General features: G+C 67.1%; 12 protein-coding genes. 3 read left to right on the forward strand and 9 right to left on the reverse strand.

Annotation, left to right across the window (positions count from 1 at the left end):
* Window positions 1-33 precede the first annotated feature (33 nt).
* The gene (locus FQK05_RS07140; RefSeq protein ID WP_158965231.1) at window positions 34-723 is read right to left on the reverse strand and encodes a TetR/AcrR family transcriptional regulator; all 690 of its coding nucleotides are present in this window, start codon (window positions 721-723) and stop codon (window positions 34-36) included.
* 233 nt (window positions 724-956) lie between these two features.
* Between FQK05_RS07140 and FQK05_RS07145 the strand changes: the two genes are divergently transcribed.
* Complete coding sequence (locus FQK05_RS07145; RefSeq protein WP_158965232.1) at window positions 957-1,751, forward strand: enoyl-CoA hydratase; 795 nt, start codon at window positions 957-959, stop codon at window positions 1,749-1,751.
* Window positions 1,752-1,799: 48 nt separating this feature from the next.
* Here the strand turns inward: FQK05_RS07145 and FQK05_RS07150 are convergent, their stop codons facing one another.
* Window positions 1,800-2,672 (reverse strand): LysR family transcriptional regulator, encoded by an 873-nt coding sequence (locus tag FQK05_RS07150; protein ID WP_158965233.1) that lies wholly within the window; start codon window positions 2,670-2,672, stop codon window positions 1,800-1,802.
* 102 nt (window positions 2,673-2,774) lie between these two features.
* Here FQK05_RS07150 and FQK05_RS07155 point away from each other — a divergent pair, with 102 nt between their 5' ends.
* A complete protein-coding gene (locus tag FQK05_RS07155; RefSeq protein WP_158965234.1) occupies window positions 2,775-3,056 on the forward strand; it encodes a DUF1330 domain-containing protein in 282 nt (93 codons plus the stop codon).
* A gap of 6 nt (window positions 3,057-3,062) precedes the next feature.
* Here the strand turns inward: FQK05_RS07155 and FQK05_RS07160 are convergent, their stop codons facing one another.
* The 4 genes from FQK05_RS07160 to FQK05_RS07175 all read right to left on the reverse strand — a co-directional run bounded on the left by FQK05_RS07160 (window position 3,063) and on the right by FQK05_RS07175 (window position 9,121).
* Complete coding sequence (locus tag FQK05_RS07160; RefSeq protein ID WP_158965235.1) at window positions 3,063-3,998, reverse strand: HNH endonuclease; 936 nt, start codon at window positions 3,996-3,998, stop codon at window positions 3,063-3,065.
* A gap of 108 nt (window positions 3,999-4,106) precedes the next feature.
* A complete protein-coding gene (gene fdhF, locus FQK05_RS07165; RefSeq protein ID WP_158965236.1) occupies window positions 4,107-6,875 on the reverse strand; it encodes a formate dehydrogenase subunit alpha in 2,769 nt (922 codons plus the stop codon).
* 251 nt (window positions 6,876-7,126) lie between these two features.
* A complete protein-coding gene (locus FQK05_RS07170; protein ID WP_158965237.1) occupies window positions 7,127-8,335 on the reverse strand; it encodes a cytochrome P450 in 1,209 nt (402 codons plus the stop codon).
* 168 nt (window positions 8,336-8,503) lie between these two features.
* Window positions 8,504-9,121 (reverse strand): TetR/AcrR family transcriptional regulator, encoded by a 618-nt coding sequence (locus FQK05_RS07175; protein ID WP_158965238.1) that lies wholly within the window; start codon window positions 9,119-9,121, stop codon window positions 8,504-8,506.
* A 251-nt stretch (window positions 9,122-9,372) separates the two neighbouring features.
* Between FQK05_RS07175 and FQK05_RS07180 the strand changes: the two genes are divergently transcribed.
* Window positions 9,373-10,713: an adenylate/guanylate cyclase domain-containing protein gene (locus FQK05_RS07180; protein ID WP_158965239.1), complete on the forward strand. Its 1,341-nt coding sequence runs from the start codon at window positions 9,373-9,375 to the stop codon at window positions 10,711-10,713.
* Between the two features lie 17 nt (window positions 10,714-10,730).
* Here the strand turns inward: FQK05_RS07180 and FQK05_RS07185 are convergent, their stop codons facing one another.
* The 3 genes from FQK05_RS07185 to FQK05_RS07195 form a co-directional block, all read right to left on the reverse strand.
* Window positions 10,731-11,501 carry an isocitrate lyase/PEP mutase family protein gene (locus FQK05_RS07185; RefSeq protein ID WP_158965240.1) on the reverse strand — a complete coding sequence of 257 codons (771 nt, stop codon included), beginning with the start codon at window positions 11,499-11,501 and terminating at the stop codon, window positions 10,731-10,733.
* Window positions 11,502-11,599: 98 nt separating this feature from the next.
* Window positions 11,600-12,259, reverse strand: coding sequence for a ChrR family anti-sigma-E factor (locus FQK05_RS07190; RefSeq protein ID WP_407644494.1), 660 nt, complete (start codon window positions 12,257-12,259; stop codon window positions 11,600-11,602).
* A gap of 10 nt (window positions 12,260-12,269) precedes the next feature.
* The gene (locus FQK05_RS07195; RefSeq protein WP_233270442.1) at window positions 12,270-12,779 is read right to left on the reverse strand and encodes a sigma-70 family RNA polymerase sigma factor; all 510 of its coding nucleotides are present in this window, start codon (window positions 12,777-12,779) and stop codon (window positions 12,270-12,272) included.
* Between the last annotated feature and the right edge of the window lie 143 nt (window positions 12,780-12,922).

Raw genomic sequence — 12,922 nt, forward strand, 5'->3', positions numbered from 1 at the left:
CCTCCCCGATGCGCTGCCGATGCAGTGCCCGGGTCAGCCGTTCGCAGGATCCTTGCAGATTTCGTCGATCATCTTCTCGACTGCCGCCGCGGCCCCGGCCGAGATCAGCTGCACCATGTCTTCGTTCGGGATGTCGCGGGTCAGCCAGTCGCGCATGGGCGCGAAGGCGGTCAGAAAGACCAGGAGGTTCGCGATCACCTCCACCCGCTTGTCGTCGGGCATGTTGCCGGCGCGGCGGTGCAGCTGAACGCACAGGTCCTCGATCAGCTTGCGTTCGCGCATCCGCATCGCCTTGCGATCCTCGGCCTGCATGTGGGGGACGGACCGGTAAGCCAGGAGCGTCCCCTTGCGCTTCATCGCCCAGGCCTCGCGGAAGTACCGCGCCAGTACCTCCTGCATCGACAGGTCCTGATTCGCCATCAGTTCCGGCAGGTTGACCACGTCGCGGCGGAACCAAAGCTGGTTCAGAAGCCGCCGCAGGATATCGTTCTTGTTGGCGATGTAGTCGTAGATCGAGGCCTGGTTCACACCGGACCCCGCGCAGATGTCGCGGATCGTCGTGGCGGCGAAGCCCTTCATCAGGAACAGCTCGAGCGCCGCATCGCAGATCTGTTCACGCCGCTGGCGGACAAGATCCTCGTTCCGGACGCCGTTCAGTTCGGCCTCGGCCAGCATCGGTTCGGCGGACTGCAGATCGGGCGTCTCCGGTTTCCCGTTGGTCATTGCGCTGTCGCTCTTCCTGTGCCGTCCAGAACCGTCATGTCGGGCAAGCCTAGTCGCACCCGCGCCGCCGCACAAGCTTGGCGCCCGACCTGCCGCAGATGGTTGACCGGTCGTCCGGCCGCCCCTAGCGTGCAGCGTGCCTGACATATGTCAGATTTTAACCCGCCCGCCCGGAGCCACCGTCAGATGCGGCTAGGGGCCAGGGGCAGGGTGCAATGAGGGAGGAGACCCCGATGACCGACGTGCTTCTGTCCGAACGACGGGACGGACTGCTGATCCTGACCATGAACCGGCCGGACCGGCGCAATGCGCTGGATGCGGCCCTGACCCAGGCGCTGGTGTCCGCCGCTGCGGAAGCTGCGCTGGACGATACGGTGCGCGCGGTGGTGCTGACCGGGTCTGCCGGGCATTTCTGCGTCGGCGGCGACGTTAAGGCGATGAACGCCGGGGCGGGCGCGGACCTGTCGCTGGGCGAACGGATGCATGGTCTGCGGGACCGGATGACCGTGTCGCGGTATCTGCACGAGATGAAGAAGCCCACCATCGCCGCGGTCGAAGGGTCCTGTGCGGGGGCGGGCCTGTCCATCGCCCTGTCCTGCGATTTCCGCATCGTGGCCGAGGATGCCAAGATCACCACGGCCTTCAAGAACGTGGGCCTGTCTGGCGATTTCGGCGGGACGTATTTCATGACCCGGATCCTTGGCGCTGCGAAAGCGCGCGAGATGTACCTTCTGTCGCCGCTTCTGTCCGGAACCGACGCCGCGGCGATGGGCCTGGCCACCCGCGCCGTGCCGGAACCGGACGTGCTGGAAACGGCCATTGCGCTTGGCGCTGAACTGGCCGCGGGACCGACCCTGACCTTGGGCCGGATCAAGGACAACTTCCTTCTGGCGGAATCCGGGGCCAGCCTGACGGAGTGCTTCGACCGCGAGGCGCTGAACCACACCCTGTCCGCGACCACCGCAGACCACAGGGAGGCCGCTGCGGCCTTCGTGGAAAAGCGCAAGCCGGTCTTTACCGGACGCTGACCTTTTCGGCTGGTGCCTTCGGGCGCCGGCACTGGCCTGTTTGGCCTGTCAGGCCACGAAATCCTGCCGCCGGGCACGGAAATGGGGCACCAGCAGCGTGCGGAAGGCCGCCACCTTGGCCGACCGCCAGATGTCGTCGTAGGCCACGGCCCAGACATCCGGATAGGGTTCCGGCGGCAGGAACGGCACCTGCACCAGCCAGGGCGTCGAGCGGCCCAGGAAGAACGGGATCCGCACCACGCCCAGACCCGCCTGTGCCGCGCCCAGAAGCGCCGCCATGTCGTCGAAGACCATGCGCACCCGCCCGTTGGGACAGCGGTCCTGCGCGGCCTTCGGGATCTCCGGCCGGTCCGCGAAGACCAGCCAGGGGATCGGGGCGGCGGGGTCCCTCTCGATCCGCTTCGCGGCTTCGGTACTGGCGAAGGAGGCGCGCTGCTGTGCGCACAGCCGCACGCCGATCAGCGCATCGCCGGGCGAGTCGTGGATGCGGATCGCCAGGTCGGCCTCGCGCCTGTTCAGGTCCAGAAGGTCGTTTGTGGCGCGGATCTGCAGGTCGACGGCGGGATGGATGCGGGTGAACTGGTCCAGCACCGGCGCCAGGTACGGCCCGATCAGCAGCTGCGGCGCCGTGATCACCAGCTTTCCCGACAGTCGCCTGTCCCGCCCCTGGATCTTGCGCAGCAGCGTCGTCTGTTCGCTTTCCATCCGGTGGGCGTAATCCGCCACCAGCCGCGCCGTGTCCGTCGGGCGATAGCCGTCGGCCAACCGTTCGAACAGCTTCTCTCCCAACGCCTGTTCCGCCCGCTGCACCCGGCGGGCGACGGTGGTGTAGGACACGCCAAGATCCGCCCCCGCCGCGGCAAGGGTCCCATGGCGCACCAGCGCCAGCACGGTCTTCAGATCGTCCCAGTCGGCATCCATGCACACAGAATTGCACGGGCCGCATGCAAAGACACGCGTTTTCGCGCGAACCCGCGCGATCCAGGGTTGCGAAACCTAACCCTGACATATCGGAGTGAACAGATGATTTATGCCATCTTTCGGGCCACGATCACCAACCCTGACTCGATGGCCCGCTACCGCGAGGTCGCGGGGCCGGTGCTGGAAAAGCACGGCGGAAGGGTCGAGAAGATGTCCCGCGAAGCCGAAGCGCTGGACGGCACGCCTGACATCCCGTCGATGATCGCGGTGATGTCCTTCCCGGACGCGGAGGCCGCCCGTGCCTGGATCGCCGACCCCGACCATGCCGATGTGCACGCCCTGCGCCGTGGTGCAGGGCGCACGGACATCACCCTGCTGGTGTGAAGGCCGTCAAAAGGGCAGGTCGCCGGACATCGGCAGGACCTGCCCGAACCGGTTCTCGCGGTGCCATTTCAGCGCCTCGGGGTTCGGGCGGTTCCTTGCATCTTTCGGCAGGATCAATCGCCCGCCCGGGTGGATCAGCCGGTTGACGACATCCCCGGGCACCTTGTTGTGCGAAACCAGGATTTCGTCCTGCGGCCCGACCGAGATCAGGCCGCGGTCGAACATCCAGTGCAGCGTGGCCGACAGGGCCAGCCCGTTGTTCACGCTGTCGCTGCCATTCTCGGCCACGGGCCGGATATGGGCGGCCTGGACCTCGGGCCGGTCGCCGCCATTGCGCAGCTTCAGGCCGGAAATGGCGCAGGTATAGTCATAGGCCTCGCGCACCTTCCGGCGAAAGGCCACGTCCCGATATTTGCGGTTCGTCAACCGTTCGACCACGGGTCGGTCAAAGTGCATCTGCGCATCGGCCAGGCCGGGGACCTCCGCCGCGGTATCGTACCGGCGGGCTTCCAGGGTTTCGAGGTCGGCCGGCAGGCCGGCATTCACGATGGCCGCGAATTCGGCGTCGGGTAACAGGCGGACGGAATTCTGATTGTTCCCTCCTCGCATGGGGGTGCCGTCTGGGTTAACCAAGCTGCTTTCCCGAAGTCGCCCTTGATCTTCACGCGGAAGCTCATGGTCAAACGGAAAGAATGTGCCAGGTTCCATCAAGGCGAGGTACCGACCTTTTGCACCTGGTTTGGGGATTACATCCTGAACTTTTGCGACTGCAAAGTATCCTCGGCTGCCGCGAACCCTTGTTGGTTCGTAGTAGACAATCCAATCACCCACAGTCTCCTGGGCGTCCTGGACGTATCGTTTGATGTCGGGAAAATCGTACACCGACTCCAGCTTGTCGCCGTAATGCGTGTCCGCACGGTGAAGAAGAACAGCCTTTGCCATGCCGTCATCTAAGCGTGTGCAGACGCTCCCTGCAACACGCGACACACGCGCGGGACCCCGGGCAAGGATTTTCGAAAAACCTTGCAAGGCGCTTTGAAGCGCCTTGGCTCACTCTGCTGCGACCGTATCTTTCAGGGCTTCGACGCGGACGGCCGAATACTTGAACTCCGGGATCTTGCCGAAGGGATCGAGTGCGGGGTTGGTCAGAAGGTTTGCCGCCGCCTCGACGAAGGCGAAGGGGAGGAAGACCATGTCCTCGGACACCGCCCGGTCGGCCCGCGCCATGATCTCGACACTGCCCCGCCGCGTCGTCAGGCGCAGCATCTCGCCCGGGGCCACGCCCAGCTTGCGCAGCGTCGCGGGGTGCAGGGAACAGTTCGCCTCGGGCTCCACCGCGTCCAGGACCGATGCGCGGCGGGTCATCGACCCCGTGTGCCAGTGTTCCAGCTGCCGGCCTGTGGTCAGGATCATCGGGTAATCCGCATCCGGCGCCTCGTCCGGCGGAATGACCGAGGCCGGGGTGAACTTGGCTCGTCCCCCGGCCCGCGGGAAGCCGTCGCCGAAGACGATCGGCTGCCCCGGATCTTCGGGCGACAGCGACGGATAGGTCACCGCGTTCTCGGCCTCCAGCCGGGCCCAGGTGATGTTGTCGAGCGACTCCATCCCCAGCTTCATCTCGGCAAAGACCTGCGCCGGATTTTCGAAATGCCAGTCCAGCCCGCAGCGCTTCGCCAGTTCGACCGTGATCGCCCAGTCCTCGCGCGCCTCGCCCGGGGGGGCCACCGCCGGGCGGCCCATCTGCACCTGCCGGTTGGTGTTGGTGACGGTCCCGGTCTTTTCGGCAAAGGCCGAGGCAGGCAGGATCACGTCGGCATAGTTCGCCGTTTCCGTCAGGAAAATGTCCTGCACCACCAGGTGATCCAGTGTCGCCAGCGCCTGGCGGGCATGGGCCACGTCGGGGTCCGACATGGCCGGGTTTTCGCCCAGGATGTACATCGCCCTGATCTGGCCCGCGTGGACGGCATCCAGGATCTCGGTCACCGTCAGGCCCTTCTCGGCGTCGGCATAACGCTGGTTGCCCCAGATCTGGGTAAAGGTCGACCGCACGCCGTCGTCGCGCACGTCCTTGTAGTCCGGCAGGAACATCGGGATCATCCCGGCATCGGACGCGCCCTGCACGTTGTTCTGCCCCCGAAGCGGGTGCAGGCCCGTGCCTGGCCGCCCGACCTGTCCGCACATCAGCGCCAGGCTGATCAGGCAGCGGGAATTGTCGGTTCCGTGGATGTGCTGCGACACGCCCATGCCCCAGAAGATCATGCCCGCCCGTGCCGTGGCAAAGGTCCGCGCCACGTCGCGCAGGACGTCAGGGGCGATGCCGCAGATCTCGGACATCCTCTCGGGGCTGAAATCGGCCAGATGCGCCTTCTCGGCCTCCCAGTTCTCGGTGAAGGCCTCGATGTATTGCCGGTCGTAGAGCCCCTCGTCGACGATCACGTGCATGATCGCGTTCAGCATCGAAACGTCTGCGCCGGGGCGGAACTGCAGCATGTGGCTGGCGTGGCGCTTCAAGGCCTGCCCGCGCGGGTCCATGACGATCAGCTTGCCGCCGCGCTTGGCGAACTGCTTGAAATAGGTGGCGGCGACGGGATGGTTCTCGATCGGGTTGGCGCCGATGACGATGGCGACGTCCGCATTCTCGATCTCGTTGAAGGTGGCCGTGACGGCGGCCGACCCCACGTTCTCCATCAGCGCCGCGACCGAGGACGCGTGACACAGCCGCGTGCAGTGGTCCACGTTGTTGTGCCCGAACCCTTCGCGGATGAAACGCTGGAAAAGATAGGCTTCCTCGTTCGTACACTTGGCGGAACCGAAACCCGCCACCTCGCGCCCGCGGTCCTTCAGGCCCCTTGCGGCAAACTCCATCGCCTCGTCCCATGTGGCTTCGCGGAAATGGGTCTGCCAGTTGGCGGGATCGACGTTCAGCCCCTTGGCCGGGGCGTCGTCCCGCCGGATCAGAGGTTTCGTCAGCCGGTGCGGGTGGTGGATATAGTCGAAGCCGAAGCGGCCCTTGACGCACAGCCGCCCCTCGTTCGCGGGTCCGTCCACGCCCTCGACATAGACCACCCGGTCGCCCTTGACCTTCAGCGAGACCTGGCAGCCCACGCCGCAGAAGGGACAGACGCTCTGCACCTCGCGGTCGAAGTCCTGGCTGTCGCCGACCTGTGCGCCGTCCAGAACGGTCGCGGGCATCAGGGCGCCGGTCGGGCAGGCCTGCACGCATTCGCCGCAGGCCACACAGGAACTTTCGCCCATCGGATCCGACAGGTCGAAGACAGGATAGGCGTCGTGGCCGCGCCCCCCCATGCCGATCACGTCGTTCACCTGCACCTCGCGGCAGGCGCGCACGCACAGCCCGCACTGGATGCACGCATCCAGGTTCACCCGCATGGCGACATGGCTGTCGTCCAGAAGCGGCACGCGGTCGGCCTCCAGCACCGGCAGGCGGCTTTCCGCAACACCGTTCGCCGCCGCCATGTCCCAGAAATGGCTGGATCTGTCGTGGGCGGCCTCGGGCTCCGGCTGGTCGGCCATCAGCATCTCGATCACCATCCGCCGCGCGCCTTCGGCCCGGGGCGTGGCGGTCTTCACCACCATGCCGTCCGACGGTTCGCGGATGCACGAGGCGGCCAGTGTCCGCTCGCCCTCGATCTCGACCATGCAGGCGCGGCAGTTGCCATCGGGGCGATAACCCGGCGCCGGCTTGTGGCACAGATGCGGGATCACCAGCCCGCGGCCATTGGCGACTTCCCAGATCGTCTGGCCGGGCGCGGCCTCGACTTCGGCGCCGTCGAGCGTGAAGCGGATCGTGTCGGTCATGGGGCGGTTTCCTTGCGGCGGGCTTGGCTTCGTTGCGCAGAATACAGAAGTCGGGCCGCCTTGCGGACCCCAATCGCGACATGGTGGCCGAAATTTGCGTCCGGGCTGTGGACCGGACCGCCGCCGGCGGGGATATCCGGGGGCCAAAGAAGGCCGGTCGCGCGGCCCCTTTCTTCTTTGATCTTCAAATACCTCGGGGGTGCGGGGGCAGAGCCCCCGCTTTGCGCGCAATGCCGGGGCGCCCGGGCGCCCTACATCCGCACGACCATCGGTGTCAGGGCCCGCGTCGCACCATAGCCGCGCAGACGCGCGGGCGGGCTCTCCAGCTCCATGTCGGGTGCCAGGCGGACCAAGGCCTTCAGCGCCTCTTCCAGTTCCAGACGTGCCAGAGCTTCGCCCAGGCAGCGGTGGGGACCGCCGCCGAAGATCGGGTGCAGCTTCGGGTGATCCGTCCGCGTGATGTCGAAGCGGTGCGGATCGGCATAGACCGCCGGGTCCCGCAGGGAGGTCAGCATGCAGGCGCCGATGAAGGTCCCGGCCGGCAGGTCGTAACCCGCGACGCTGTGCCGTTCCGTCAGGATCCGGGCCAGCGATCCGATCACCGGGTCATAGCGCAGCCCTTCCGAAACCGCAGCCGGGACCCAGCGGTCGGGATCGGCGACCAGCATCTGCCACTGGTCCCGGTTCTGCATCAGTTGCGACACGGTGGATGTCAGCGCCCCGCGCGTCGTGTCTGACCCGGCCAGGACCAGGACCATGATCTGTGTCCGGATCTCGGCCTCGTCCAGGGGGCCGCCCTCGACCCGGTCCAGGAAGCGGGTCAGGAAATCGTCGGCGCCTTTCGCCCGGCGGGACGCAATCAGCCGTTCGACATAGGCCGCCAGCGCGGCCATGTCGGCGTTGGCCTCCAGCCAGACCTCCTCCTTCACCAGGGACAGGCCGCGGATGGCGGAATAGACGTGGCGGGCGACCAGCTCCACCTCGCCCTCGGGCGCACCGATGATCGAGGCGATGACATGCGCGGGCAGGGGGCTCGCCAGTCTGCCCACGAAGTCCACCGGGCCCGATCCGGCCAGTTCCGCTACCATTCGTTCGCAGCGGGCGGCGATGGCGGGGCGCGAGTCCTCGATCACACGGTGGGCGAAGGTGCGCACCAGCGGCCCGCGGCGATTGCGATGGACCTGTCCGTTCGAAAACAGCAGGACGTTGTCGAAGAAATCATAGACCGGCCCGCCGCTGATGGCGGCGATCTGCATGCTTTCCATCTCGATCTGCCGGGTCCAGCGGTCGTCCATCAACTCGGACATCAGTGCCGCCGGGAACGCCCGGATCAGGCCCCGCCGGTCGCGGGCCAGCGGGCCGCGGGCCCACGCGCCGTGCATGTAGTCGTGGTCGGTCTGCCCGTCGACGTAATCGGGCAGCTCGGGAATATCGCGGAACTTTGCCAGCGTTTCGACCATGGGTCCCCTCCTCCATGAGGCGCGGCCGCAGCTTATGATGCCGGTCCGCGCGTGGCCTGGTCGGGCCCAGCCTAGCATCCGGGGACAGGATTTGGTGCGCGTCAGGAGTACATGACCCAAGGTCAAGCCCGGGTGCCCTTACGTGAGGTTCTTCTGAAAGACGGGCCGTCAGGCGCTGTAGCGGGCCATGAACACATCGACGGCCGACTGTACGACGCGGTCGATTTCGGCCTGAGTAAAGCTGGTCTGGATGCCGAAGACGGCCCGCGCGAACAGGTGCGACTTGCACAGCTCGGAAAACTGTTCCGCGGCCAGCGACAGGTCTTCGATCTTCAGCTCGCCCCGGTCGCGGGCCTTGCCCATGTACTCGACCAGTCGCTTGCGCCCCATTTCCGGACCGCTGGCATAGAAATCGGCGCCCAGTTCCGGGAACCGGTCCGATTCCGCCACGCAGATGCGGAACATCTTGATCGAAAATTCCGACAGCATGAACGGGATCAGCTTCTGGGCGGTGCGGGTCAGCACCTCGCGCGGGGGAAGGGTGGCATCGATCTCGTTCACCGCAAGTTCGGCCAGGCGCATGCATTCGACCCGTGCCACTTCCATGAACAGCAGCCGCTTGTCCGGGAAATAGCTGTAAAGCGTGGCCTTCGACACGCCGGCGGCGCGGGCGATGTCGTCGACGCTGGCCCCTTCGAACCCGTCCTTCAGGAAAACCGTGCGCGCACCATCCAGGACCTGGTCGAACTTGCGACCGGTGCGGACGATGACGGCGGCTTGGGACATGGACATATCTCCTGGCGGGGCGTTCAGGGCGGTGGGGCTGGCCGGAACGGACCCGGTCGGAAGCCCGGGCCCGCGACCTGCGTGGCCAAACATAGCCGCTGGTGCATATAAGGGGCAACCGTTACGGCAAGCTGCTTGTGCCAAGTCGTGGCGGATGTCGCGACGGAAATGGCCGTTTGCCGTGTGTCAGTCTATGACGGTCCCGGGGGTCGTCCCCGTTTCCCGCGTTCCGGATCAACGAAGCCGCCGACATGTCCCGTGAATTGCCCGCCAGTCCCATCAGTGCCGAGCCGGAGCCGGATATCCGCCCCCTGCTGCTGGAGGCGGAGCTGGACACCGAACGCCTGGTCGCGGTGCTGCGGATGGCGGTGGCGGCGGGGCTGGCGCTCTTTTTCTCGACCGTGATCATTCCGGGCGCGCAGGGATATGGCGATCCGGTGCTGGGTCGGCAATGGCTTTACGCCGCCGGGGCGATGGGGGCCTATTTCGTGCTGGGCCTGGTGACCTGGTTTCTGGCACGGCGCGGGTTGCTGCGGCGCTGGATGATCTGGGTGGGGGCCACAGCCGACCCGATGTTCCTCGTGATCAACGTGGCCCTGGGGCTGGAGAACACGGGCTTTTCCGGCGACATGGTGTTCCTGCTGCCGCCGGTCTGGCTGATGCCGATGGTGCTGGCGATCAGCGTCCTGCGGATCAATCCCTGGGCCATGGTCTATGTGCTGACGCTGTCGATCCTGGGGCTTGGGGTTCTCGTCGTGCTCTATTCCGGGCCGGAACTGACGGTTGGCAGCGACACCGGGCCGATCCGGTTCTTCCTGTCCCTGCCGCCCAACGCGATGCGGCTGGCCATGCTGGCAGTGGGCGGCGTCGTCTTCGTCGTCGGCGCCCGGCGGATGCGCACCCTGCTGAAACGGTCCATCGCGGAAACGCTGGCCCGCGTGAACCTGACCCGTTACCTGCCGCAGCAATTGGCGCCGCGGCTGGGAAGCGGCGGCCTGGACGAGCTGCGCCGCGGAGCCCGGGCCGAGATGGCGGTCCTGTTCGTCGACATGCGTGGCTTCACCGGCCTGACCCAGAACATGGCCCCGGAAGAGATTTCGGGCTTCGTCACCGCCTACCGCGCGCGGATCACGGCGGCGGCGCGGGCGACGGGCGGGCTGATCGACAAGTTCATGGGCGATGCGGCGATGATCGTCTTCGACGATCCCGCCGGCCCGGGGGCTGCGGCACGGGCCTGCCTGGACTGCGGCGCGCGGCTGGACCGGGACATCGCGGCCTGGTCGGCCGAACGCGTGGCCAGCGGCCTGCCGCCGGTGCACATCGGCGTCGGCATGCACTGGGGAACGGTCTTTTCCGGGGTGATCGGCGATGCCGAACGGCTGGAATTCTCTGTCTTCGGGGACACGGTGAATATCGCCGCGCGGCTGGAGCAGCTGACGAAAGAGCTCGGTTATCCCTCGGTCGCCTCGGTCGCGCTGCTGAAGGTGGCCGGTATCGACTGCACGCAGGACCGGGCGTGGACGCGGCTTGCCGACACGCAGGTCCGGGGACGGGATACGCCGCTGGCCATTGCAGGGGCTTCGTCCGACTAGGGCCAGGGCCCTGGGCGTCAGGCGCGGGCAAAGATCCGGCTGGCCCGTTCCGTCAGCTGTGCCATGGCGGCGATGAAGGGCGCGGGGCCGAAACTGATCCGCGACACGCCCAGACCGGCCAGCGCGCGGATGTCCGCCGTCTCTCCCGGTTGCATGACGTTGACGGGCAGGGGCGCTGCCCCGCACAGCTGTTCGATCAGGTCATGGTCCAGAAGGCCCGGCACGAACAGCCCGTCGGCCCCGGCATCCGCATAGGCCGCCGCGCGGTCCAGCGCCTGCGGCATCAGCCGGGCGTGCACCTCGCGCGACTGGCCCTTGAAGAACAGGTCGGTCCGGGCATTGATGAAGACCGGGACGCCCGCCGCCTCGGCCGTGCGGCGCAGGGTGGCGATGCGGGCGCTCTGGTCCTCGACGTTGCGCAGGTCGCCGGTGCCCCCGATGCGGTCGTCGAAGTTCACGCCGACCGCACCGACATCGATGATGCGGGCGAAATTCGACGACAGTTCGCGCAGGTCATCGGCAAAGCCGGCTTCGAAATCGTGGGTAACGGGCAGGGACACGGCCCGCACGATCCGGGCCAGGTTCAGGGTGCTGGCGGCGAAGGGCACCCGTTCGCCGTCGGCGATGCCATGGGCGGTGGACAGGGCCCAGCTGCTGGTGGCGATGGCATGCGCGCCGGCGCGGGCAACGGCCTTGGCGCTGCCGACATCCCACACGTTATAAAGGATCAGCGGGTGCCCGGATCGGTGCATCGCAGCGAAAACGCGGGCCAGGTCTGCCTGGGACATGCGCGGCTTCCCTTTGCCGTTGCCGGAGGTCTGACAAGATGTACGATTTTACCGATCGGTCAATCTTAGCACTCTGCTTTTGAGTGTGTCGAGTCTGGTCATATCCGCAGAAGGGGTTGAAGCAGTCGGGGGATCAGGCTGTTGAACCGCAGGCGGGCATCGGCGGCGATCACGCAAAGGCAGGCCTTGTCGTCTGTCGCCACCGGCACGTGATCGACGGAGGCATCGGCCACGGCGATGTCGCCGGCGCGGTAGAGGCCGAAGGCGTCGCTGAAGGCCCCGTCCAGTACCAGCGTCATTTCCATCCCGTGGTGGCCGTGGTCGGGCATGGCGACGCCGGGCGGAATGTGCATCATCCGTGCGGTTGCCGTCCTGCTGGTGCGCAGGATGGCCTGTTTCACGCCCATGCCGACGGGGCGCCAGCGGATGTCCGACAGGCGGCTGCCGGCATAGTCGGCCAGCGGCTGGGGCAGGGTGAAGGCGCTGTCGCGCGTTTTCGCGCGGCGCGCCGGTTTCGGGTCGGGGGCCTGCAGCATGGCCAGCGTGGCGGCCAGACTGGCCTCGGACATCGCGGCCTCGGGCACGTCCTCCAGCAGCGCGCCGCCCACGGCGTCATAGCTTTCGGCGGCAGCGCGGCAGCGGTCACACATCGACAGATGCGTGGCGACCAGAAGCGAAAACGCCTCGGGCAGGGACCCTGCGGCATAGGCCATCAGCAGGTCGTCGGGAAGGTGATGTCGGATCGTGTCGGTCATCATCGGTACATCGTCAGGTCATGGCGTGGCGCAAGCGGTCCAGCGCCAGGCGGATACGGGATTTGATCGTGCCCAGCGGCAGGCCGGTGCGGTCCGCGATCTCTCGGTGGGACAGGTCGCCGAAATAGGCTTGCCGGATCAGGTCGGCCTGCGCCTCGGGCAGATCCGACAGGGCCTGGTGCAGGATCTCGGACTCCTGCTTCAGGACGGCGACGTCTTCGGCGGGGGGATCGGCTTCGGGCCCCCATCCCAGGTCTTCGGGTTCGGGTCTTCGTTCGCGGCGCAGAAGGTCGATCCTGCGGTTTCGGGCGATGGTGAAGATCCACGTCGCGGCCGAGGCGCGGGCGGGATCGTACATGTGCGCCTTCCGCCAGAGCGTCGCCATCACGTCCTGGGCGCATTCCTCGGCCTGGGTGGCTTCGGCGCCCGATTTCATCAGAAAGCCCTTCACCCGCGGGGCGAAATGCCGGAACAGCGCGGCAAAGGCCGCCTGATCCTGGTGATCGCGGATCCGCAGGATCATCGCCTCCCAGTCGGGGGCTGCCTCGACCGCGCGGGCGCTGCGGGCAAGATCCTGGGCAGAGCGGGAAGACGGCGTTTCGGGCGTCATCGTCCTCGGGCACGTGGCGACACGGGCCCGGCGTGGCCGGGACGCCGGGCCGGCAT

The sequence above is a fragment of the Chachezhania sediminis genome, from assembly GCF_009765275.1.
Taxonomy (GTDB): Bacteria; Pseudomonadota; Alphaproteobacteria; order Rhodobacterales; family Rhodobacteraceae; genus Chachezhania; species Chachezhania sediminis.

Bases quoted from the DNA above. Each gene is read 5' to 3' on its own strand.
- FQK05_RS07140 (WP_158965231.1), bottom strand. From the start codon at position 723: ATGACCAACGGGAAACCGGAGACGCCCGATCTGCAGTCCGCCGAACCG.
- FQK05_RS07145 (WP_158965232.1), top strand. From the start codon at position 957: ATGACCGACGTGCTTCTGTCCGAACGACGGGACGGACTGCTGATCCTG.
- FQK05_RS07150 (WP_158965233.1), bottom strand. From the start codon at position 2,672: ATGGATGCCGACTGGGACGATCTGAAGACCGTGCTGGCGCTGGTGCGC.
- FQK05_RS07155 (WP_158965234.1), top strand. From the start codon at position 2,775: ATGATTTATGCCATCTTTCGGGCCACGATCACCAACCCTGACTCGATG.
- FQK05_RS07160 (WP_158965235.1), bottom strand. From the start codon at position 3,998: ATGGCAAAGGCTGTTCTTCTTCACCGTGCGGACACGCATTACGGCGAC.
- fdhF (WP_158965236.1), bottom strand. From the start codon at position 6,875: ATGACCGACACGATCCGCTTCACGCTCGACGGCGCCGAAGTCGAGGCC.
- FQK05_RS07170 (WP_158965237.1), bottom strand. From the start codon at position 8,335: ATGGTCGAAACGCTGGCAAAGTTCCGCGATATTCCCGAGCTGCCCGAT.
- FQK05_RS07175 (WP_158965238.1), bottom strand. From the start codon at position 9,121: ATGTCCCAAGCCGCCGTCATCGTCCGCACCGGTCGCAAGTTCGACCAG.
- FQK05_RS07180 (WP_158965239.1), top strand. From the start codon at position 9,373: ATGTCCCGTGAATTGCCCGCCAGTCCCATCAGTGCCGAGCCGGAGCCG.
- FQK05_RS07185 (WP_158965240.1), bottom strand. From the start codon at position 11,501: ATGTCCCAGGCAGACCTGGCCCGCGTTTTCGCTGCGATGCACCGATCC.
- FQK05_RS07190 (WP_407644494.1), bottom strand. From the start codon at position 12,259: ATGATGACCGACACGATCCGACATCACCTTCCCGACGACCTGCTGATG.
- FQK05_RS07195 (WP_233270442.1), bottom strand. From the start codon at position 12,779: ATGATCCTGCGGATCCGCGATCACCAGGATCAGGCGGCCTTTGCCGCG.